We start from the raw sequence: 21,006 nt of genomic DNA on the forward strand, positions 1-21,006 counted from the left end.
TACGACGCCGGATCGCGCCGCCCGGATCAGACCAGGTCGGGGTACTGGTTCCAGCCGCCGGAGCCGATCTGCACCCGCGCCTTGAACGGCGTGGACGCCTTGCCCGTACCGGCGTAGAAGAACAGCTGACCGGCGGAGTTGGACGCCAGCAGGTCGGCGATGCCGTCGCCGTTGATGTCGCCCGGCGCCGCGAGGTTGGTGTACTGGCTCCAGCCCGTGCCCCCCACCGCGATCCGCGCGCCGAAGGGGGCGCTGGCCTTTCCGGTACCGGGGTAGAAGAAGAGGCCGGCGGAGCTGCGGGCGATCAGGTCGGCCCGCCCGTCGAGGTTGTAGTCACCGGCGCCGACCAGTTTGTTGTACTGGCTCCAGCCGCTGCCGCCGACCTGTACCCGGCTCTTCATGGAGAGCCCGTCGCCGTTGCCCGCGTAGAAGTACAGCGCCGTCGCACTGCGCGCGATCAGGTCGCTCTTGCCGTCGCCGTTCAGGTCACCGGGGCCGACCACCAGGTTGTACAGCTTCGAGCCGCCCGCGAGATCGGTGTCGTTCTCGGCGTAGGTGGCCGTGTTGTACAGGTGGCCGTCGTACGTGCTGTGCGCGATGAGGTCGGAGTCCCCGGAGTTCCGGAGGGAGACCGCGTGGGTCAGCCGCACCGCGGAACGGGTCCAGCCCGTGCCGACGAGGTACTTCGCCGACAGCCGGCCGGTACCGGTGCCGTAGTAGTAGTACAGGGTGCCGTCACCGGTGCGGGCGAACACGGCCTGCTTGCCGAAGGCCGGCTGGCCGCCGGCGCCGCCCAGCGGGGCCGCCACGTTCCAGTCCTCGCCGCCGGACTGCCTGGCCTGGAAGGTGCCGGTGCCCTTGCCGTCGTAGAGGTACAGCGTGCCGTCGTACGCCCGGGCGACGAGGTCCGCGGTGCCGTTGCCGTTGTAGTCGGTGCCGCCGGCCAGCTGGTTGTACTGGGTCCAGCCCGTGCCGCCGATCTGGATGCGGTCCTTGAACGGGTAACCGGTGACGCTTCCGTTGCCGGGGTAGAGGAACAGCCCGGCGGACGTACGGGTCACCAGGTCGGCGAAGCCGTCCCCGGTGAGGTCGTCGGCGCCGACCAGCTGGTCGAACTGGCCCCAGCCCGCCCCACCGACCTGGATGCCCTTGCCGAAGCCGGTGCCGGTACCAGGGAAGAGGAAGAGTCCCGCCGTGCTGCGTGCCAGCAGGTCGGGCGCGCCGTCGCCGTTCAGGTCACCGGGGACGACGAGCTTGTTGTAGGCCTGCCAGCCGCTGCTGAGCGTGGTGTACGAGGCGAGCCCGCCCTCCGACGTGGCGTACATGCCGTTGTGCAGCCGCAGGGAGCCGGTGGCGGTCAGGGACAGCACATCGGCGTGGCCGTCACCGGTGAGGTCACCGGGCAGCAGCAGGTCCTTGACCTGCGATTCGGCACCCGAGATGGCGGGAACCGCGTCGTATCCCCAGTCGGCCCACACATCGCCGGAGGGGACGCGGTAGACGAAGTCGCCCGTACCGTCGTTGTCGAAGTCGGCCCGCTGAGCGGCCGGGACGGACGCGGACCGCGCCAGGCCCTTGTTCTGCTCTCCGGCCGCCGCCGATCGGCCCGGCATGGAGAGGACGGGACGCTCGGTGGCGGCCGGGAGGGGGGCGGTGAACGCCCCCGGCGTGCCCCCGTCACCCTCTGCCGCGTACGCGGTGATCGTCATCGAGCTGCTGACCAGCAGTCCGGCGCAGCCGATCGCCGCCGACACGGCCATACGTCGGGTCCACCGGGACTCGGGTCTCGCAGGGTTGGGCATGCTGCCTCCACGTGGAAGAAAAGGAGACCGTCCGAGGAGGGCGGCGCATGCCGGGCAGAACCACGGACGTGTGACGTCGTCGACGCGCCACGGCGAAAACGCCCTCAACGCGCGCACGACAGAACAAGAACCCCCCACCGGTGGTGGCGCCCCTCCCCAGGGTCGTGGTGTAGATCTATCCTCACCAAGGCCTTCAGGGCAAGTCCTTTCCCCGGTGAGCTACTTGCCGGTCGGTGCCCGGTGCGTTCGCACCCGGGCACCTCGGGCCGTACGGCTCCGGGCGGGAGTACCGGGCGGGCACCGACTCCCTGACCGGTCCGGCCCTCGCACACCCACCGGGCGGTCGCACTCCGGCGGCCGGCCGGCGGCTTCGCGGGGCGAGGCGCGAGGCCGGAGACACGGACCACGGCGCCCGCGGTCCGGTCCGCGGAGGGCCGGCAACCGGCCGTCCCGGCCGCCGAGGTCAGGCGGGGACGTCGAGCGGCCGGAGGAAGCGGCGCTCGTAGCGCTTGATGCAGCGCGTCTCACGGGCCAGTGCGAACGCCTCCTGGCACTCCGGGTCGGTCATGCTGTCCGTGCGGTACTGCTCGTACGCGGCCAGGCCGGGGAAGGAGAACAGGGCGTACGCGATGTCGCTGTCGCCCTCGCTCGGCAGGAAGTAGCCGTGGTGCGTCCCGCCGAAACGGTTGACGAGCCGGACCCAGCGGCGTCCGTACTCCTCGAAGTCGTCGAGCTTGTCGGGGTCGATCTCGTACTTCAGGTGAACGGTGATCATGCAGGCATGATGCCGTGTCACGGGCGACGGGCCGTACGGCCGGGCGAGCCCGCCGCCGGAGGAACCGCCGGCCCCGTGTCACGGCCGTCGGACCGACCCGGGCCCTCGGCCGTGGCCGGCGTCCGGGACGCAGGGGTCCGGGCGGTGGTCAGTCCGCCAGGCGGGTCCCCCTGCGCCAGACGGCGCGTGTGTTGAGGGTGTCGCTGATGGTGTGGGTGGGGTCGCCGTCCACCAGCAGAAGGTCGGCGCGGAGCCCTTCCGCCACGCGGCCCCGGTCGCCGAGGCGGAAGCGGCGGGCCGCGGTGGCTGTGGCCGCGCGCAGCGCCCGCGAGGGCGTGAGGCCGGCTGCCACGAGGTACTGCAGCTCGTGATGCAGGCTCGCCCCGTGGGCCAGGCCCCCGAAGAACGTCTCCGCCATGGAGACGTCGGTGCCGGCCAGCAGGTCGACACCGGCGGCGTCCAGGGCGCGCACGGTGTCGTACACGTCGGTCAGTTCGCCCTGCGGGTAGCGGTTGTAGCTGGACCGCAGGGTCCGGTCCCACGCGCTGTCGAGACGGGAGGCCACCCGGGGGTCGTCGGCGAGTTCGCCGGCGGTGATCCCCATCATCGAGGCGTTGAGGCTGATGCAGGGGACGACGAACATGCCCGCGTCCTTGATGAGGTCGACGATCTCAGCGGTGTGCGGTTGATCCATGAACACGTGGGTGAGGCCGTCGATGCCGGCTTCGGCGGCCATCCTGGTGGCGTCCACGGTCAGCGCGTGGGCCACGGTGAGGGCCCCGTACTTCTTGGCCTCCGCCACACCGGCGTTCACGGTGGCCCGGTCCAGCGAGGGCAGCCCGGGGTGCCCCTCCACACTGCCGTCGTCGATCATGAACTTGATGAAGTCGGATCCTCGCGCGAGGAGTTGGGGCACGTAGGCGGCCGCCTCCTCCGGCGTGGTGGAGAACGGCATCAGGGGCATCACCGGGGGCAGGTCCCACTTGGGGCGGAAACCCTCGGGCATCAACTCGCTCGGGTGTCCACCGGGCGGTGTGATGGCGAAGCCGGCGGAGCGCACGTCGGCCACGGTGTCGTCGTCGGTGACGGCTCCCCGGTTCTCCCGGGTGTTCATCCCCTGCATCTCCAGTTCGGTCGTCACCCCGAACCGCAGGGCGAGCGCCAGGGAGCCCGGGGCGGAGTGCACATGGGCGTCGATGAGCCCCGGCAGCAGTGTGGCGCCGCTCCCGTCCACGATCTCGCTGCCCGCGGGGACGTCACCGCCGACGCGAGCGATCCTTCCGCCGTCGATGACCACGGTCTGCACGCCCACCGACTTCTCCCCGTCGAAGACCCGGGCACCGGTGATCGCGGTGAGTGCCATGGAAGTCCGCCCCTTTTCCCTGCTCGGCAATTTGTATATCTAATGCTATGCACATGCCTGTCGGTATGCAAACGGCGGTGTCGGGGCTTAGAATCAGGCACATGAGTAGCGCGTCTTCCTCCGAGCAGCCGCCCGACGAGTCGGCGCTGGACCGGATCGGCCCGGCGCTGTCACGTCTGCGGCGACGCGCGCCCGCCTCCGGCAAGGACCTGTCCCGCAACCTCGTACTCAACGTGATCGCCGACGCGCCGGGTGAGACGACCGTCGGCGCACTCGCCGCCGAGATGGGTGTCGCCCAGCCGGTCGCCAGCCGGACCGTCGCCGCCTTCATCGAGGAGGGGCTGCTGCGACGGACGGCGTCCCAGGCCGACGGGCGCCGGAGCGTACTCGAACTCACCGAGCACGGCGAGGCCGAGCGCGGCCGCTTCGCCGCTGAGCAGCGACGGGCGTTCCTGGAGATCACCGCTGCCTGGGCGCCGGAGGAACGCGTGCAGTTCGCACGCCTCCTCTCCCGGTACGGCGTCGACGCCACCGCGTGGTCGAGGAAACAGGCCACGGGCCACGGCTGAGCGGGACGGCGGGGCGAGTGACGCGCCGCGCGGCCCGGGACCCCGCGACATGCGGCCGGCGCCGGCACCCGCCCCGCCCCCGGCGCCCGTCCTGCCCCGGGTCCGCCGCCTTCGCCGACGCCGGGCGGAGGCCGCTGCCTCCCGTGATCCGTCGCGGAACCTCTGCGTTTGTCGCCGGTCCTCTGCGGAACTGTCCGTGCTCGGTAACGGGGGCAGCCCGCGGAGCCGTCCGCGTGTCTTCATGGGCGCACGGCATCGGGGAGACGGCAAAGGGGCGGGCGGACATGGCACGGCACAAGGAAAGGGCACGGCACGGCCGGCTTCTCGGGGCGGCGCTCGCGGTGACCGCGCTGGCCGCCGCCACCTCGGTGTGGACCGCACAGGCCGGCACCGCAGGCGGGGGTCCGCAGGCAGGAGTCCCGGCGCCGGAGGTCCGGCCCGAGGACCAGGTGACCAAGGTGGCGGCGGACATCGCGCACGCCTCGGACCGTGGCGACCGGGGCGTGAACATCACCATCGACGACGGACCGGACCCGGTCTGGACGCCCCAGGTGCTGCGCCTGCTGAAGGACAGCGGTGTGAAGGCGACGTTCTGCATGGTGGGCACGCAGGCCGAGGCGTACCCGGACCTGGTCAAGGCGGTCGTGGCGGACGGCCACCGGCTGTGCAACCACACCGTCTCGCACAACACCGCCATGGACACCCGGTCCGAGGCCTACCAGTCCCAGGAGATCCTGGACGCCGAACGCATGATCACCAAGGCATCCGGTGGGGTCCGGCCGCAGTACTACCGGGCTCCGGGCGGAGCCTTCACCCCGTACAGCCGGCACCTCGCCGCGTCCCGGGGGATGCGGCCGCTGGGCTGGAACGTCGACTCCAAGGACTTCGAGCGTCCTGGTGTGGACACGATGGTCGCCACCGTCAAGTCGGAGATCTCCGACGGGCCGACGGTCCTCTTCCACGACGCGGGAGGCGACCGCTCCCAGACCGTTGCCGCCCTGGGCGAGGTGCTGCCCTGGCTGAGGGAGCAGGGGTACTCCTTCGGCTTCCCCGTACGGTGAACGAGGCCCGGCCGCACCGGCACGGCCGGTGGACCGGGCCCGAGAACCGGCTCGACGGGGTGCGGTGCGGTGTCCGATCATGTGCCCATGCCCCTGACAGAGACCCTCGCCCGAGTCGACGCGGACCTGGCGGCCGGCCGGGTTCCCGTCGCACGCCAGCGTCTGCGCGGTCTCGTCTCGTCCTTCCCGTACGACCTGACGCTCCGTCGGCGTCTGGCCGAGGTGTACCGGCTCTACGGCGACGCCGCCGAGGCCGGGCGCTGGATGTACCTGGAAGAGGACCGCGACGCCGGTGAGACCGCCGCCTTCGAGGCGCGGTACGGGTCTCCGGGGTGGCGGATGAGCGCCCTCGCCTGGCGCGGCCCCGAGGCGATGGCTGCCACCGCCTTCGCAAAGAGGCAGTTGGCGGCCGTGCGGACCGCCTGCGCCGAGGAGCTGGGGCACCCCGTCGACTGGGACGACCCCGCCTCCTACCGGGACGACCTGGAGGAGGGGCACGACGCGCCCTCCGAGCCGTGGACGGCCGGCGGTGCGCTGGCGGGCATCGGCTGCCTGGTGGGGGTCCTCGCGTTCCTCGCGATCTGGGTGAACGGAGTCGTCGCCCTCTTCGACTGACCCGGGTCTGCCGGGCCCGGGGGCACGGCTCTGCCGGCCCGGGGCACGGTGGTCACCGCCCCGTCCGGTCAGGTGGCGCCGACCACCGGGGCGGCCGGAGCGATGCGGGCGAGTGCGCCGATCTCCAGCGCGGTCCACAGGGCGCCGTCGGGGCCGACGGTGATGCCGTGCGGTTCGGAGCCAGGGGTGGGCAGGTCGTGGACGGTGAGGGCGCCGTCGGGGGTGAGGGTGCCGATGCGGTTGCCGCCCCATTCGGTGAACCAGACGGTGCCGTCGCCGTCGACGGTGACGGCGTGCGGTCGGGCGGTGCGGTCGGGCAGCGGGAACTCGGTGATCCGCCCGTCCGGTGTGATCCGGCCGATCTGTCCGGCGGCGATCTCGGTGAACCACAGCGCGCCGTCGTGGCCTGCCGCGATCCCGACGGGCGCTGCCGCCTCCGTCGGCAGGGGGTGGAGGGTGATCGCGTCGTCCATGCCGATCCGGCCGAGGGAGTGGGCCTGGTTGAGGGTGAACCACATCCCGCCGTCACCGCCGGCGATGATCCCCGAGGGGAACGCGCCGGTGACGGGTAGCGGGAACTCGGTGACGCGCCCGTCGAGGGTGATGCGGCCGATGCGGTCGGCGGCGGTCTCGGTGAACCACAGAGCGCCGTCGGGTCCCGCCGCGATGCCGAACGGCCCGCAGCCGGGCGTGGGTACGTCGAATTCCTCGATCACGCCGTCGGTGGTGATCCGGCCGATCCGGTCCGCCTTGTACTGGGTGAACCACAGGGCCCCGTCAGGACCGGAGGCGATGACGCTCGGCCCGCTGCCGGGGGCGAGCGGGTGGCTCGTCGGCTCCTCGCCGGGGACGAGGCGGCCGATCCGGCCGCTGTGGACGAGGGTGAACCACAGGGCACCGTCGGGTCCCGTGGTGAGGGCGTAGGGTCCGGCCGCGCTGTCGGCCACCGTGTGCTCTTCGATGGACATCCGGGTCAAGAGGTCCTCCCGGGACCGTGTTCGGAGGCGATCCGCGTGATGTCGGCCGGGGTTCCGGCCATGATGGTGCGGGCGTGTTCGGTGACCAGGTCGGCGGGCCAGTCCCACCAGGCGGCGCGCTGCAGCCGTTCGACGTCGGCGTCGTCGAAGCGCTGCCGGATCGGTCGGGCCGGGTTGCCGCCGACGATCGTGTAGGGCGGGACGTCGGCGGTGACCACAGCCCCGGCCGCGATGATGGCGCCGTCGCCGATCCGTACGCCGGGCATGACGGTGGCCCGGTGGCCGAACCAGACGTCGTTGCCGACGACGGTGTCGCCACGGCTGGGCATGGCGGTGACGATGTCCAGGGTCCGTTCGGCCCACCGGCCGCCGAACATGGTGAACGGGTACGTCGAGACGCCCATCGTGGGGTGATCGGCGCCGGCCATCAGGAACGTGGTCCCGGAGGCGATGGCGCAGTACTTGCCGATGACGAGGCGTTCCGGCCCGTAGGCGTAGAGGACGTTGCGGTGCTCGAAGTCCGTGGCGCCGTCCGGGTCGTCGTAGTAGGTGTACTCGCCCACGGCGATGTTCGGCGAAGTGACCAGCGCCTTGAGGAACACCACCCGCTCGTGGGCGGGCAGCGGGTGGAGAGTGTTGGGGTCAGGAGACAAGGCCGGAGTCCTTTGCCTGGTTACGGGATGTCGCACACGGTCCTGGAGGGGTGTGGCCGGGGCAGGAACGGATCGGCCTGAGGGATCGGGCCTCAGACGTTCTCGTGGCCGGCCGCGGTGACCCATTCGGCGAACTGGACGACCACGCCGTTGGGGTCGGTGACCTGGAAGAGGCGTTCGCCCCACGGCTCTTCGCGCAAGGGCATGGTGATGTCGACCCCCTCGGCACGCAGCCGCTTCTCCTCGATCTCGATGCCGGTGGTGGTGAAGGCGAGGATCAGGCCGGAGGCGTGCCGGTCGCGCTGGTCGGCCGGCAGCACCTCGGTGCCGCGTGCGAGCAGGACGACGTCCATCGCGGCGTCGTCGCGCGTCAGGGAGGCGAACCCGTCGGCGGCGGCCTGCTCGGTGTAGCCGAGGTGGGTGGTGAAGAACCGCTGGGACGCGGCGACGTCGTCGACGGTGAGCGAGACGGTGGACGCGCTGATCTGCAAGGTGCTTCTCCTCGTAGGTTTCCGTGCAGGGGGTCGCTTCCTGGCAGCCGGAGCACCGCAACCCGTCGGCACACTGCGTGCCGATGGAGGGATCCCAGGGTGGCTTGGTCGAATCCCCTCTGTCAACGGCACTGGTGGTGCCGATAGCATCGAGTGCATGACCACCGACAACGCCGCCGCGCCCCGCCGCCGTGGTGCGGTGCGCACCGAGGAGCTTTTGCGCGTCACCTTCGAACTGGCCGCGGAAGTCCGCTACTCGGACCTGACGATCGCCGCGGTCGCCCGCCGCGCCGGCGTGGGCAAGCACACGATCTACCGGCGTTGGTCGACGAAGTCCGAGCTGCTCCTGGACGCCCTGCACCGCGCCCTCGGTCCCGCCCTCGACTACCGCGACACCGGCGACGTCCGCGCCGACCTGCGCGAACAGTTCATCCGCTCCAGTGCCGCACTGCTGAGCCCTGCCATCTGGCCCGTCTACCGTGCCGTCATCATCGCGGCCCAGGACGACGACGCGCTGCGCGAACGGCTTTACCGGCAGTTCCTCGCTGTGATCGAACAGCACACCCTGGACCGCCTCACCAGCGCCCAGCGCGCCGGTGAGCTCGTCGCGGACGCCGACCTCGGCTACCCCGCCGAGGTGCTGTGCGGTGCCCTCTATTACCGGGGGCTGCTGTCCACCCGTCCCATCGACGAAGCGGCGATCGACGGCCTGCTCGACATGTTCATGGCCGCATACGCCGCTTCCCCGTGACTCCCCGCGCGGAGGAAGATCCCCTGGCGGGCCGCGGGCGTCGGCACGGAACCGAAGGCCGATCGAGCTAGTTCGACGACGAAGGTCCAGGTCACTGACCTGGGTCTTCGTTCAGGAGCGAGTGGCGAGGAGCGAACTCGCGCTCCGAGCTTGGGAATCAACGGTGCTTGGGTTGTTGAAGGCGCTCTGACCTGCGATTTCGGATTGGATAGGTGGATGGCTCCCGGCCTCTGGGAGCCGAATCTGACCGCTGTGTCCGCTCTGCTGGGCACGGATGGGGCACGAGAGCTGGCAGTGCGACGGAACCCGCCGAAGTGCGCGCTCCGGGCGGGCCGACTGGTCAGAGGGGGATGATGCGGACTTGGTTGCCGCAGAGCTTGGTCATGTCATCGCTGTCGGAGGTCAGCAGGGCGACGGGTTTCGGCTGCCGCAGCGCGACCTCGGCGACCGTGGCGTCGATGGCGTACTTGTGCCCGTGCAGCCCGGCGTCTTTGAGGAGTTCCGCTGCTGCTTTCGCCGCCGCTTCGGTGACGGGCTCGACCTTGACGCGGGAGAGGGCCCAGTTCAGGCGGGGCATGTTGGTGCGGGAGTGGGTGACTTCCACGATGGTGTTGGCCCCGATGACCAGGTCGGCTCCCATGTCGTGGAAGACCTGCAGCATGGCGAGGAGCTTGCGGTCCTGCGCAATCCAGGCGGACAGTCCTTCCGAGTCCAGGACGACGGTCTCGATGCGCTCACTCACGCGGCGTCCGCATCCGTGGAGGAGTCGACGGCACCGAAGATCTTCGAACGGGCCTCAGCGAGTTCCTCGTCGCTGAAGTGTCCGTGTTCTTCCTCGTGGCGGCGGAGGTCGTCGCCCAGAAGCTGGTGCCTGATCTGGCGGGCCACGGCTTCCGCCACGTAGCCGGAGACGTTGTCCGTGAGCTTGCGGAGCTCCGCCACCTGGTCGCTGGGGAGCGTGACGGTGATGCGAGTCGTTGAGGACATGCAGCAAGCATACTGGAGTATGCGCGCAAGGGTATGTGTTTGGGCCCCCATCGCCACTCTCCGTGACGCTAGCCATGCAATGTGGATGGGACACCACATGCCGCGACGTTGCCTCCCCTTCGGCCTCGACGTGCGGTGGGAAGCTGTATGAACAAGCTCCTGTGTGCCCGGGACGGTTGAGTCGTAGCTCACGGCTGGCTGGAAGGCTGGCGGGTCCCAGTGGAGTCGCGATGGTCGATTGGCCGTCGCCACCACTCCGTAGATTTGAAACAGCCCATCAGCCAGTGGGCTTCCGCGATGTCAAGGATGACGTTGCCGACCCAGGGGATTGGCTCGAAGCGGAGCATGCCCTCCTGGATGCGCACCGGCTCCCAATCCAGGTCGTGGTGGAGAAGAACGGCGTGCGGCTCACCGCGACGCTGCCAGAAGACCATGGGTTCGTGGACCTCGTTCTCGAAGGGTTTGACGATGTCGTCCGGAGCAAACTCGACGTTCGCCATGTCCGCCCACCTGCCGACTCCCTCGCGTTCCCGTGCCAGATAGCGCCGCATGACCTGTACGAACACATTGAGGCTCGCGTCGTCCAGTACGGACTCCTTGGAGACGACGATCGACTTCACTTTCTTGCGTAGCGCCCTGCCCCGGCGGAGCTGACGGGTCGCATTGGCCCAGAAAAGCCCACCGCGCTCGGGATCGTGGACCACGCAGAGAACGGGAAGGCTGCCATCGCGCCAGTTATCCCCGTGATTACCGACCGGTACGCGGTGCCCGCGGCTGGTGCGGGTCGAGATTCCGCCCTTCACCTGCACGGTCAGGGAATCCTCCGTCCGCTGTCCGTTATCGACGAAGGTGATGTGCAGATCCTCGCCGTGGTCGTTGCCGCCGTCTATCTCCTGCACGATGTGGCCGTGCCGTTCCAGCAGCGAACGCACCTCATTCACTGCCATGCGTCCGATACGCCTACTTTCGGGCACCTTCGGCATATAGCCCCCTCTTCACGACTGCGCGGGGACCAGGTTAGGACCAGCCACTGACACGCATGTGGCCTTCGAAGAACGTGGCGGGACGTGCAACCCCCTGGCTCACCTTGCCAATTGCTGTCAGCGTGGGAAACCGTGCGATTGAGGACGACGTGATCCGACAACCCACGTGGGATCGGGGCCTGGACGAGCTGACCAACCGCGTCCGCATGGCGGCGCCCGAGCTGACCGCCGGTCGCCGTCCTCCGGGCGACATCAAGTCAGAGGTGGTCGAACGGGTCGTGGTCCTGTCGGCTCCGGACCGACATCCCGTGTGCTCGTTGGCCTGGCCGGACGGCTTCCGCTTCTCACGACCTCCGTCACACCGGGCATACCCAGGCCACCTGATCCGGGGCCACCCTCAAGGAAGCGATGGTCCGGGCCGGGCAGTTCTCGGAGAAGGTCGCGTTGATCTAACAGCACTCCGGTCTTGGACGGCAGCAGAAGGTGGCCGGCGGCCCGGACGGCCTCGTGCGCGGCGCCCCGTGAAGGCCGAGGAGAAGCCTTCTGGTGCGGAGGCGGTGTGTGGCGCTGGCCAGTCTGGACAACAAAAAACCCCGGCCATTGGCCTGGGGCTTTTTCATGGAGCGGGTGACGAGAATCGAACTCGCGCTCTGAGCTTGGGAATCACCCGGCACTTCGACCCATGAATAGCCTCTGACCTGCGGCGATGTCTATCTTGGGATGCTCGCGGCCAGCTCCCGTGAAGCCCCTAATGACCGCTGCTTACCGCCCCTACTGGCACGTTGTGGCACGACCCTAGGCCCGATGGGAGGGATCGGTTCACCCGTGCAGATTTCTGGGCCAGGATGACTCGGAACCGGATGGAGGCACAGTCGGACCCCAGGGTCTCGTCAGTCGGCCCGTCACGGGGTACGAGGCCCATTCGGGCTCACCATGCGTGAGAGGAGGGAGGACGCGGGCAGCGGGGGAGCCGCGGAGGGCTGCTTGTCAGCCCCCGTCGAATCCCTCTGCTCCTTTGCCAAACCGTCGATCTGGGCCAAGAGATTTATGGTCGGAGTCCATCTGGCCAGGAGATCCATCAGGTCGGGCAGAGAAGCAGCGTAGGTGGTGAGTACGGATCCGTAGGTGTTGCCCGTCAGCACGATGACGAATCGGGGCACACGCGAGTGCCTCTCGTACACGACCAAGTTCAGCGGCACGTGACGGTCGTGGGCGTAGCGGCTGTCGACCTTGTCCGCGAATCCGTCTGCGGCGAGCCAAGGATCGAATTCCGCCGCGCGGAGATCGTCATAGAAGTCGCCGGTGCCCGCGTCCGGTACGGGATCGTAAGCCAGGTCGACCCACTCACCGCAGGAGTACATCTGTTCATGTGCCCCAAGCCTGGTTCCGTTCCGGACCGGATTCTGGGTCTGCCCGAACTGAACCTGACCACCCATGATCACAGGGCCGTGGAAGGTACCGCCGCTGGCCTCGTTGTTGATTTGAGATGCCGTACTTTGCCGCCGGGGGTTGCCGGCTGCGCGGTGCTCTTCCACCACTCCACTTCCGTTCGCATCGTTCGAGACGACTATCGTGCATCAGGAGTGTCGGGGCGCGTGCGCGATTCGCCGCAAGATGTGAGGGACGCGACGGACCAGGCAGGGTGGCGGTACGCAGTCCCACACGATGCCGTCGCGGCGGGCATCGTGGTGAGCCCGATCCGTCTACTTGCGATCCGGCTTCTCAGTCCCGCGGGTCATGTGGAAGGTGAGGTTGGAGAAGTCGCGGCCTTGGATCACCGGACCGTTCTGCGTACCTCCCGAGACGCTGTTGTGCACCTCGCCACCGGCTGCCTGTGCCCTCTGCCACCACTCTTCGAGGCGGACGCGGAATTTTTCGTGTAGAGCCGCCCGTACGTGAAGGGCTGTCACAAGTGCCTGCGCCCGGTTCAGATCGGTGCTGTCTTCCTGTAGCGCGGCGAGCTCCAGTTCGCCGGAGCTGGCCCGGGGCGGCCCATTCCCAGCCGGCTCCGGAACCGTCCTGCGCTGGAACGGGCGTCGCACCAAGGCAGCCAGCCCTGCCCAAGCTTGGCGGCCGACCTCACTTCCCGCGCTCCCTGCCAGTGCTGCCGAAACAGGAAGGTCGGACGACCTATGGCCAGGGACTTTCCCGCCTCCATGCGGATCGCCGACACCGATCCGCTGTGGGTCTACGCCGTCAAACACGAGGTCGCCGAGATCTTCAAGGCCGCCTTGAAGCAGTAACGCGCCCCACAGCAACAACACGGGACACATCGCCAGACGCAACCTAGAAGCACCACCGGCGCCCCGCAATCAAGCGGGACGATGGCGGGCACCTCGGCACTGCCCGGCTCGTAACGACGTCCTCGACGGCATCCGATCCGTGTCGACCGCCCTCGACTCCGGGCTGATGCGTATCCACCGCCCATGCACCGGGCTGCTCGACGAGCTACCGGGCTACGCATGGGACCCCGCAGCATCCGACCGCGACGAGGACCAGCCGATCAAGCGTGACGACCACAGCGCCGACGCGCTGCGCTACGTCGTGCACTCCAATGCCCACGAGTGACGCCACCGGCTCACCACATCCACCGATGCCGGGGAACTGGGATAGTCCGCCCCGTCCGGGCCCTCCACAAGAGCACGGAGCAGTGGACCCAGCCGAACAGGGAGATCAGCCCAAACAGAATACCCAAGGCGCCAACGAGCGCAGCGGAGGGGAACACGCGCAGATACCCCAGCGCCACGGCCAGACCCTCAACCAACAGCAACCACAAGTTCCAACGTCGCTTCCTGCGAATGACCCTGACGTAATCCTCAAACCTGCGCTGCTCTGCCGCCTCTTTGGCGGTCTCTTCATCGAGGATGCGCCGCTGACGTTCGCTCCAACGTCGTTGCGTCTCCACTGCCTCCGGGTCCACCGGCGCGGCGGGCGAAGTGAACACAACGTCGCCGTGAATAGCACCGGACTGCACGACGTGGCCCCCGACGCTTCCACTCAACTCGTTGCGTATGGACGGCTGTTCGCTCATGAGGCGGAAGATACGCGCTTGACGCACAAGATCACCATCGAAGCGGCCGATGCCAATGCCCGTGAACACACTTGGTGACCGCCCCCTTCGCCGTTCCGGAGAGCGGCGTACCGTGGCCGTCGCCGGCGTGGGCCCCGTACTGCCGCCAGGCTCAGGTCTGACCGAAAGGTGTCCCGAAGCTCAGCGAGCCCACGTTGCCAGCCTGAATCACTGGGCCGTGCTGCACGCCCCCGCTGATCGTGTTATGGACATCCGCGACCTGTTGATCACCCTTTGGGGGCGCCAAGTCAGCAATCATTGACCGCAGTTCGGCAGCCGCGGCCGGATTTGCCAGCAAAGTGCGCCGCAATCGTGTACGCCACTCCGCCTGGACGTCCAAGGCGGTCTGTTCGTCGCTGGCCTCCATTGCCGCCGCCAGTTCTCCGCGCGAGGTCTCCAGCTCCCCCTCGATCACGTCTTCCTCACCACCACCGCGACGCGAGAAGAACGACACCATCCGGTCACGAGCTTGTGCCCAGGAGTCCACCGCCATCTGCTGAACCAATGTCGTAGCGCCTGCGGCAGCAAGTGCCACCAACTCCGCTTCCATCGAACCACCTTTGCAGCATCTGAGGCAGCCACCGTACCCCCTGACACTCGACGACCACAGCGTCGACGCCCTGTGCTACGCCGTCCATGCCACGGCACACGATTGGCGCCACCTGCTCGCCCATCAGCTATGCAGGATTGGCCTCTTGTACTTTCCTGGTTTCGTCCCAGAACCTCGGCAACCGTTCGTACAACCCCTCTCGAAAGCGCTCGTGGTTCGACCGTCCAGCCTGCTGGAGATCAAAACCTGCAGCGCGTACCAGCTCGATGAGTGGCTCGCCGGTGTGCCGGACGAGCCGACGCCGCAAACGCAGTGGTACCTCGCTGTGACCGGGTATGAGCAGGCGCACGTCGCTGCACTGCTCGGCGGGAACCGGCTGGTTGTGCACCGTGTCGACCTGCGTTCGTGGCACATCCGGCTCGACGACAACCCGAGCCTCTCCGCGGCCTACATCGATGCGCTGCGGGCCGAGTACGTCGGACTCTGGCGCCGCCGGATGATCGAGGGCACCTGGGTGATCGCCGAGGGCGCGGTCTACGACATGTTCGACGAGCAGCGGCACGTCGTCGACGAACTGCCGCCGATGCGCCGGTGCTGGGTCGCCATCGACTACGGAACCGCGAACCAGTTCTCGGCGATCCTGTACGGTCTCGGCGCCAACGACCGGCTGTACGCGGTCAACGAGTGGCGCCCCAACTCGTGAGCCGCACACCGACAGATGACCGACGCGCAGTTCAGCCGCGCCGTGAGCGCACGGCTCGACGAGCAGCAGGTCGTTCCCGAGTAGACGTTTATTGACCCGTCCGCGACGAGCTTTTCCACTCAGTTGTGGACAGACAGGCATCCCGTCGTCACCCTTGCGAACAACGAGGTGCTCAACGGCATCCGCAGCGTGTCGACCGCGCTCGGCTCGGGGCTGTTGCGCGTACATCACTCATGCCGGGGACTCCTCGACGAGCTGCCCGGTTACGCCTGGTCAGAAGAGGCCACAGCACGCGGCGAGGACAAGCCGATCAAGTGCCACGACCACTCCTGCGACGGGCTGCGGTACGTGATCCACTCGACTGCGCACGTGCGGCGCCAAGTGTCAGACGTATTGAAGGACAGCGGTTGATCAGCTGCTCAATCCGGGACTCAGCGGTAGCGTCGAAGAGCCAACCAGTGCTTCGCCAGGAATCCGAAACCGATCACCACGTCGAACCACCCAATCGACGCCCACATCACTCGCGTGCTGTCGCCCCCGGATCCGTGACCACCGACAACCAGGAACAGGCCGAAAAGGATCCATACGACAGACCCGTAGATTCCACGACGTGCCTTCTTGAGGAATCTCTGTCTTTGAAACTGAGACTGGGCGTAGCGTGCTGCACGTTCTGCATCTTCGGCGTCCAGGATTCGTTTCGTGCGTGCCGACCAGCGAGCACGTAACTCTGCCTCCTCTGGGCTCGGCGTAGCAGGCAGGATCACATTGCCGTTGATGGATCCAGCCTGGACCACGGGCCCGTTGACATGGCCGCTCACGTCGTTACTTACGTTGTTGGTGACGTCCCGTCCCTCTCCCATGTTCCAGAAGGTACGGGAGGGCGACACCACTCTCAATCGACTCATGTTGATCCATGCCTGGCTCGCTTGGTACGCGGAGAAGACCCCGGGCGGGTTGTTGTTCGTGGGCGAGCGGGGCAAGCCTTTCCGTCGTTCGACCTTCGGCCGGGAGTGGCGCAAGGCCCGCAGCGTGGTCGGACTGCCGGCCGATGTCCGGTTCTACGATCTTCGTCACACCGGACACACCCTGACCACCCGATTGGGCGCGACGCTCAAGGACACGGTGGTGCGTGTCGGCAGTCCATGGAGAGGGCCGCGCTCATCTATCAGCACTCGGACACCGAGCGTCAACGTGAGGTCGCTTCCGGGCTCGACTCCCTGATGCAGGCCGAACGTCGGAAGGCTGCGGCCAAGGCCGATGAACAGGCATCGGGCACGGAGCGGGACGAGACACCTAGACAGGTCTAGACAACAAACAGGCCCAAGTCGCTGACTTGGGCTTTCGTTGTGAAGCGGGTGACGAGAATCGAACTCGCGCTCTGAGCTTGGGAATCACCCAGTGGTTGACCACGAATACTTCCTGCTGTTGGTGTTGCTCAACCTCGGGGGCCTCGTCGATACCGTCACCAGATGGTTGTCCCACACGTGGGCGGAGAGTGAGTATGCGCCCGTTCCGTGGTGGGCGCCTAGCGGCGGCCTGTGGGGGCCAGTTCGGCAGGTTGCCCTGACCGGCGAGGCGCCGGGCATAGTGGTGACGATAGTGGCGATCTTCCGGGCGTTCGGTGAGGCGATCTGGGGGAAAGCCGCTCAGTATCTTCCAGCTCTCGCAGCCCCGGAAGGCCGGCCTGCCGAGGCAGCTACTGCGATGATCGGGCTTGTTCTCGCCCTCGTGCTACTCCTTGCGTTGAGGGCCGTGAGGGGAGTTCTCGGTCGGCGTCCTGGTCCGTCTCGGGACGGCCATAAGCGCAACCCAGGCTTCGTTGACCCCCTTCCTCGTTGGTGGTGGCTGCGGTCGCTAATGAGCCTGCGACCGGGGGTGGCCAGTCGTACCCGGCCGGTCGCGGTCTTGGTCGACTGCCTTGCCCGTGTGGGCTCGGCGCGGCGCTACTACCAGACCGTTACGCGAACTCGTAGCACTTTCTATGTCGCTCGCGTGGACCTATCCGGGGCTGAACGGGTTGTGTGGTCGGCATGGAAGGTTAGACACGGTCCGGTGCGCGGTGCGCTTCGGCGGGACTACCGGAAGCACGCGGCCGAGGTAGTGGGGGTAATCCGGCGGCTAGAGGCACGGCAGGACATCGACGACAACACAGGCCAAGTCTTCGAGGAAATGGCGCGCGTGCTGGTGACGATTGCTGAACGGTACGCGAGCGGCAACACACTCGCCTTGCTCGATCCCAGGGACGTGGACGGCGTAGAATCTGCGGTTGACCGGGAATGGGTGCGATTGGTCATCCTCGGCGTGGCCATGACCGGTGCCGCCATCGCGGCGGGCTTGTCGGAGCTGTCTGCCGCCGCGTCCACGCAGATCGTTGCCGTGGTCGGCGCCGTCGCCTGGGTGCTTTTGTACCGTGACCGACTGTCCCCGGGGGATGTGCTCGACGTGATGCGTGGCCAGAGCCGCAAGTAACCATGCTGGAATCCGCGGGGCCTTCCCCCGTTGTGCATCCGTGCGATGCCGAGCATGGCGTGGTGGACTCCGTCGCCTTTGAGGCGGCAGTCGCGCAGGATCTTCCAGGTGTTCATGCGGGCGGAGACGTGCTCGACGCGGGCGCGGACCTGCTTGTGGCACTCTTTGTGGGCCTGCTTCCAGTCGGGCAACTCCTCGCCCTTGCGGCGTCGATGCGGCATCACGAGCCCGGTGCCCCGGATAGCCGCCTTGAAGGGCACGGACGGGGCACCCGCGACCGCGGATCAGCCGCGCAGCCCCCGGAGTATCACGCCTGGGTAGCGGCGGCGGGCGCCTACGGTAGCTGCCGCATCTTTTGGCGCTTCGGCCGCTTCTCAACAGGGATCAAGCCTCGGCGGACCTTCAGCAGTTGCTCGTCTTTCATGTTCTCGCGCACTGCGAGGTGGCCCAGGATCCGATGCTGTGTTTCCGGAGTCCAGAACACTTCGAGACGCTCCCGAGCTCTGGTGATCGCGGTGTAGAAGATGCTATGGGAGATACTCTCCTCGTTGGCATCGGTGATGACAACCTTGACTGACTTATACTCAACGCCCTGCGCCTTGTGAATCGATACGGCGTAAGCGATCTGAAAAGGCACCATGGTGTTGACCGAGTCGTCATCATCGTCACTGTTGCCGCGTTCGAAGACGTCGAACTGGACCGTTGAGCCTTCCACCCAGCGTAGATCTGTGAAAAGCACTGCAGCTTCATCGACATCTCGCTCGAGATTTACATCGAAGGTGATACGTCCGGGCGCGCGATCGATCTTGACGATCTCTCCTTTCAGGTTATTGAAGATGACGGGACTGAACCGATCAGATTCGTTGAAAAGTACGGGGTCGCCGGCCTTGTATGTAGACTCACCCCAAGTCACAGCCGGATTTGGGTTGATCGCCTGCAGGAATCGGTTAACGTTATTGATGCCGTACAAACCGTCATAGTTGAGGCAGAGGACGATTTCGTCGTCACTTCGGTGCTCAAATAGTGATTCCCCCAGAACCTTTGAATAGTCATTCTTGGAGAGCGACTCTTCGATGTGGTCGTCCAAGTTCCGCACTCTACCCCACAGGGTGAGAAGTCCCGGATCGGTCGTCCTGAAAGGTTCTGTGAGTTCGAATACGGACTCGCTCGTGATGTATGACCGGATGATACCGAACCAGTTGCCAAACTCAATCGACTCGATCTGATAGACATCGCCAACGAGTACGAGTAGGTCGAAAGATGTCTCCTCGAGAACATCAAGCAAGCTTGCGTTACTTACCGTGCTGCACTCGTCGATCACTAGTACGTCATACTTCTCGCTGCCCGACGTGATGTTGCGCGTGTGTCTGGTGATCGTACTGAACTCGACGTTCGGTGCTTGTACTCTCCTCTTCAGGTTGTCGACAGCCGGGTTAGTGTGAGCCAAAAACAGTTTTCGCGAATTCTCGAAGTAATTCGCGATGTGATTTACCATCGTTGATTTTCCCGTACCGGCCGCACCGTATACGAGGGCGACCTTCGAGTGCTCAAACAATTCCATCAGTGCCTGAGCCTTCAAAGGGTCATCGATAGCACCTGGGTTCGCGTCAATCCATGCCTGCACATCGTTGGAGTGTTGGGATACACCGCTAGCGGAAATCTCCTGGAGCTTTTTGATGATCGAAACCGTGCCGTCCTCGTACCCGGTGATGAACACGTGCCCATTTTCATGAGCCAGCCTCCGCGGCTTGTGTCGGTCGGTGGGCGGAAGCGCCCGATTGTGGTGCGCGATCAGCTTGTCGACGTCACCGAGGTCCTCCAGCTCGGATGTCGGCGTATAGATCACGCCGTGCTGCTCGACATTTCCCCGGACTCGTCTAGCCAGGAGCTCGTGAGGTCGAGCCCTCGCATCCAGACTCTCGGTAAGGTCCCCAAAGGGCGGGTTATGTCCGCGTGGTGATGTGCAGAATGGCATCGCATCGAATGGCCTGCAGCCCTGGGAAACGAACAATCCGGAGAGCGCGTAACATTTTTCATAATGGAATTGTGCCCTGATGAGGCGATTGTTCATCCGGAGCATGAGGTACCGCAACAAGCGAGAACCTGGCCGGTCGTTTCGGATGAGTGACCGTGCGCGATCGAGAATCGGGAAGATGGCCGCATCTCGTTGAGTGCCGCCTATTGCCCAGGAGCGGAGTGAGCCGTAAGCCGCTTCTGTCATCTCCATGAGATCGAGCAGGTTTGATCGGGTTGTTGTTAGGTAGTTCATCAGGTTGCGATACTCTGAATGCGACGTCCTGACGCTCTCGTGTGCGACATCGAAAAGGCGTGCGAAATTATTGAATTCGCACGGCCGGATCGAAACATCCCATGTTCGGATCAGAGTGATCGGCATCGCCCGTCCGAGGACCTCGATCGAGTCGCTCTCCAATTCAAGACTGGCTGCGTATTTGTCGGTGATATCGATGTCAGTAAAACCAATGATGCGATCGAACTTGCTCGTCCGGTTGTGGGCGAGATAGAACGTCACTTCATAGTAAATGCTGTCGGCGACGAAGAAGGGGCGCGAGCTGTGAATGTAGTACCGCTCGCGACGTGAACTTGAGGATGTCGCTGCTTTGGGCCGTCGGATGCGTGCGGCAATTTTTTCATAGTACTCACCCAGCGAGGGGTCGAGGTCGATCGGGAACTGCTCGATGTTCTGCAGGATTTCTACTCCGAGTAGATCCTTTGCCAGGTCTCGTGTGCGGAGTAGGTACTCGTAATACTTCAGCATCAATCGCTCAGACGGATCGCGATCCAGCGTGTAGTGCGAGACGCTGGCCTGGAGCAAGCCGTGGAATCTACTGAGGAGCCTGAACTTGGCAATCGGCCTAACGAAATCCAGGGCTGGCCCGACCTGGTTGTAGTGAAACTCAGTCGAGCGATCGTTGAGGTGTGCCCAGACAGCAAGCCCCTCGACGAGATTCCGGAGCTGCCCCAGCACGTTCTGCGAGAGGAGTCCCCGGTCGCCTATTGAGTTGGCAAGGTTCTGGCAGATCACGCTGTCGGCGCTATTCACTTGCTGTTCTACTGATGCCATAGCTCCCGCTCTACGTCCTCGAAGGATCGTGCGTCACCTTCGAATGGGGCGAGGAGTCCTGGTTGCTCCCGACCCGAGTCTTGCCGAGGCGGACCGCGCAGCATC

22 protein-coding genes and 2 pseudogenes are annotated in these 21,006 nt (G+C 66.4%); 9 read left to right on the forward strand and 15 right to left on the reverse strand.

Features of this window, described 5'->3' with window-relative positions; translation table 11 throughout:
* Positions 1 to 26: 26 nt before the first annotated feature.
* From BA175_RS14920 to BA175_RS14930, 3 genes are all read right to left on the reverse strand, one after another.
* Positions 27 to 1,802, reverse strand: coding sequence for an FG-GAP repeat domain-containing protein (locus BA175_RS14920; RefSeq protein ID WP_069171755.1), 1,776 nt, complete (start codon positions 1,800 to 1,802; stop codon positions 27 to 29).
* Positions 1,803 to 2,265: 463 nt separating this feature from the next.
* Positions 2,266 to 2,577 carry an NIPSNAP family protein gene (locus tag BA175_RS14925; protein ID WP_069171756.1) on the reverse strand — a complete coding sequence of 104 codons (312 nt, stop codon included), beginning with the start codon at positions 2,575 to 2,577 and terminating at the stop codon, positions 2,266 to 2,268.
* 148 nt (positions 2,578 to 2,725) lie between these two features.
* On the reverse strand, positions 2,726 to 3,940 hold the full coding sequence (locus BA175_RS14930) for an amidohydrolase family protein (RefSeq protein WP_069171757.1): 1,215 nt from the start codon (positions 3,938 to 3,940) through the stop codon (positions 2,726 to 2,728).
* A 101-nt stretch (positions 3,941 to 4,041) separates the two neighbouring features.
* Here BA175_RS14930 and BA175_RS14935 point away from each other — a divergent pair, with 101 nt between their 5' ends.
* The 3 genes from BA175_RS14935 (at position 4,042) to BA175_RS14945 (ending at position 6,185) form a co-directional block, all read left to right on the forward strand.
* A complete protein-coding gene (locus tag BA175_RS14935; protein WP_069171758.1) occupies positions 4,042 to 4,509 on the forward strand; it encodes a MarR family winged helix-turn-helix transcriptional regulator in 468 nt (155 codons plus the stop codon).
* A gap of 284 nt (positions 4,510 to 4,793) precedes the next feature.
* Positions 4,794 to 5,570: a polysaccharide deacetylase family protein gene (locus BA175_RS14940; RefSeq protein ID WP_069171759.1), complete on the forward strand. Its 777-nt coding sequence runs from the start codon at positions 4,794 to 4,796 to the stop codon at positions 5,568 to 5,570.
* Positions 5,571 to 5,657: 87 nt separating this feature from the next.
* Entirely contained in the window at positions 5,658 to 6,185 is a 528-nt protein-coding gene (locus BA175_RS14945; RefSeq protein ID WP_069171760.1) for a DUF6584 family protein, read from the forward strand.
* 68 nt (positions 6,186 to 6,253) lie between these two features.
* Here BA175_RS14945 and BA175_RS14950 read toward each other — a convergent pair whose 3' ends face one another.
* From BA175_RS14950 to BA175_RS14960, 3 genes are all read right to left on the reverse strand, one after another.
* Entirely contained in the window at positions 6,254 to 7,153 is a 900-nt protein-coding gene (locus tag BA175_RS14950) for a Vgb family protein (RefSeq protein ID WP_069171761.1), read from the reverse strand.
* A 5-nt stretch (positions 7,154 to 7,158) separates the two neighbouring features.
* Entirely contained in the window at positions 7,159 to 7,815 is a 657-nt protein-coding gene (locus BA175_RS14955; RefSeq protein ID WP_079159554.1) for a CatB-related O-acetyltransferase, read from the reverse strand.
* 92 nt (positions 7,816 to 7,907) lie between these two features.
* Positions 7,908 to 8,306 (reverse strand): VOC family protein, encoded by a 399-nt coding sequence (locus BA175_RS14960; protein ID WP_069171762.1) that lies wholly within the window; start codon positions 8,304 to 8,306, stop codon positions 7,908 to 7,910.
* Between the two features lie 157 nt (positions 8,307 to 8,463).
* Between BA175_RS14960 and BA175_RS14965 the strand changes: the two genes are divergently transcribed.
* Positions 8,464 to 9,057, forward strand: a complete 594-nt coding sequence (locus BA175_RS14965; RefSeq protein WP_069171763.1) for a TetR/AcrR family transcriptional regulator — start codon at positions 8,464 to 8,466, stop codon at positions 9,055 to 9,057.
* A gap of 340 nt (positions 9,058 to 9,397) precedes the next feature.
* On the opposite strand, the gene BA175_RS14970 is transcribed toward BA175_RS14965, so the two are convergent.
* The 4 genes from BA175_RS14970 to BA175_RS14985 all read right to left on the reverse strand — a co-directional run bounded on the left by BA175_RS14970 (position 9,398) and on the right by BA175_RS14985 (position 12,565).
* Entirely contained in the window at positions 9,398 to 9,799 is a 402-nt protein-coding gene (locus tag BA175_RS14970) for a DNA-binding protein (RefSeq protein WP_069171764.1), read from the reverse strand.
* Positions 9,796 to 10,044, reverse strand: coding sequence for a type II toxin-antitoxin system CcdA family antitoxin (locus BA175_RS14975; RefSeq protein ID WP_069171765.1), 249 nt, complete (start codon positions 10,042 to 10,044; stop codon positions 9,796 to 9,798). The genes BA175_RS14970 and BA175_RS14975 overlap by 4 nt, the downstream gene beginning before the upstream one ends.
* A 188-nt stretch (positions 10,045 to 10,232) precedes the next feature.
* Positions 10,233 to 10,991, reverse strand: a complete 759-nt coding sequence (locus tag BA175_RS14980) for a DUF4365 domain-containing protein (protein WP_069171766.1) — start codon at positions 10,989 to 10,991, stop codon at positions 10,233 to 10,235.
* A 938-nt stretch (positions 10,992 to 11,929) separates the two neighbouring features.
* Positions 11,930 to 12,565: a hypothetical protein gene (locus BA175_RS14985; protein WP_139131394.1), complete on the reverse strand. Its 636-nt coding sequence runs from the start codon at positions 12,563 to 12,565 to the stop codon at positions 11,930 to 11,932.
* A gap of 844 nt (positions 12,566 to 13,409) precedes the next feature.
* Here BA175_RS14985 and BA175_RS14995 point away from each other — a divergent pair.
* Positions 13,410 to 13,595 carry a hypothetical protein gene (locus tag BA175_RS14995; protein ID WP_069171768.1) on the forward strand — a complete coding sequence of 62 codons (186 nt, stop codon included), beginning with the start codon at positions 13,410 to 13,412 and terminating at the stop codon, positions 13,593 to 13,595.
* 10 nt (positions 13,596 to 13,605) lie between these two features.
* On the opposite strand, the gene BA175_RS15000 is transcribed toward BA175_RS14995, so the two are convergent.
* Positions 13,606 to 14,058, reverse strand: coding sequence for a hypothetical protein (locus BA175_RS15000; RefSeq protein ID WP_139131395.1), 453 nt, complete (start codon positions 14,056 to 14,058; stop codon positions 13,606 to 13,608).
* 151 nt (positions 14,059 to 14,209) lie between these two features.
* The gene (locus BA175_RS15005; RefSeq protein WP_069171770.1) at positions 14,210 to 14,647 is read right to left on the reverse strand and encodes a hypothetical protein; all 438 of its coding nucleotides are present in this window, start codon (positions 14,645 to 14,647) and stop codon (positions 14,210 to 14,212) included.
* A gap of 211 nt (positions 14,648 to 14,858) precedes the next feature.
* Between BA175_RS15005 and BA175_RS31785 the strand changes: the two genes are divergently transcribed.
* Both BA175_RS31785 and BA175_RS31790 read left to right on the forward strand, forming a co-directional pair.
* Positions 14,859 to 15,350 carry a hypothetical protein gene (locus BA175_RS31785; protein ID WP_069171771.1) on the forward strand — a complete coding sequence of 164 codons (492 nt, stop codon included), beginning with the start codon at positions 14,859 to 14,861 and terminating at the stop codon, positions 15,348 to 15,350.
* 123 nt (positions 15,351 to 15,473) lie between these two features.
* Positions 15,474 to 15,761, forward strand: coding sequence for a hypothetical protein (locus BA175_RS31790; RefSeq protein ID WP_254667871.1), 288 nt, complete (start codon positions 15,474 to 15,476; stop codon positions 15,759 to 15,761).
* A 20-nt stretch (positions 15,762 to 15,781) separates the two neighbouring features.
* On the opposite strand, the gene BA175_RS30890 is transcribed toward BA175_RS31790, so the two are convergent.
* Positions 15,782 to 16,210: a hypothetical protein gene (locus tag BA175_RS30890; protein WP_139131396.1), complete on the reverse strand. Its 429-nt coding sequence runs from the start codon at positions 16,208 to 16,210 to the stop codon at positions 15,782 to 15,784.
* Between the two features lie 61 nt (positions 16,211 to 16,271).
* On the opposite strand from BA175_RS30890, the pseudogene BA175_RS15020 reads away from it, so the two are divergent.
* Together BA175_RS15020 and BA175_RS31155 are read left to right on the forward strand one after the other, a co-directional pair.
* Positions 16,272 to 16,657 (forward strand): annotated as a pseudogene (locus tag BA175_RS15020) (tyrosine-type recombinase/integrase); the annotation flags it as partial.
* 91 nt (positions 16,658 to 16,748) lie between these two features.
* A complete protein-coding gene (locus tag BA175_RS31155) occupies positions 16,749 to 17,819 on the forward strand; it encodes a hypothetical protein (protein WP_175420773.1) in 1,071 nt (356 codons plus the stop codon).
* 29 nt (positions 17,820 to 17,848) lie between these two features.
* On the opposite strand, the pseudogene BA175_RS29645 reads toward BA175_RS31155, so the two are convergent.
* Together BA175_RS29645 and BA175_RS15030 are read right to left on the reverse strand one after the other, a co-directional pair.
* Positions 17,849 to 18,068 (reverse strand): annotated as a pseudogene (locus BA175_RS29645) (IS5/IS1182 family transposase); the annotation flags it as partial.
* 85 nt (positions 18,069 to 18,153) lie between these two features.
* Entirely contained in the window at positions 18,154 to 20,901 is a 2,748-nt protein-coding gene (locus tag BA175_RS15030; RefSeq protein WP_069171774.1) for an AAA family ATPase, read from the reverse strand.
* Between the last annotated feature and the right edge of the window lie 105 nt (positions 20,902 to 21,006).

It is taken from the genome of Streptomyces griseus (assembly GCF_001715295.1).
In the GTDB taxonomy this organism is placed as follows: Bacteria; Actinomycetota; Actinomycetes; order Streptomycetales; family Streptomycetaceae; genus Streptomyces; species Streptomyces griseus_G.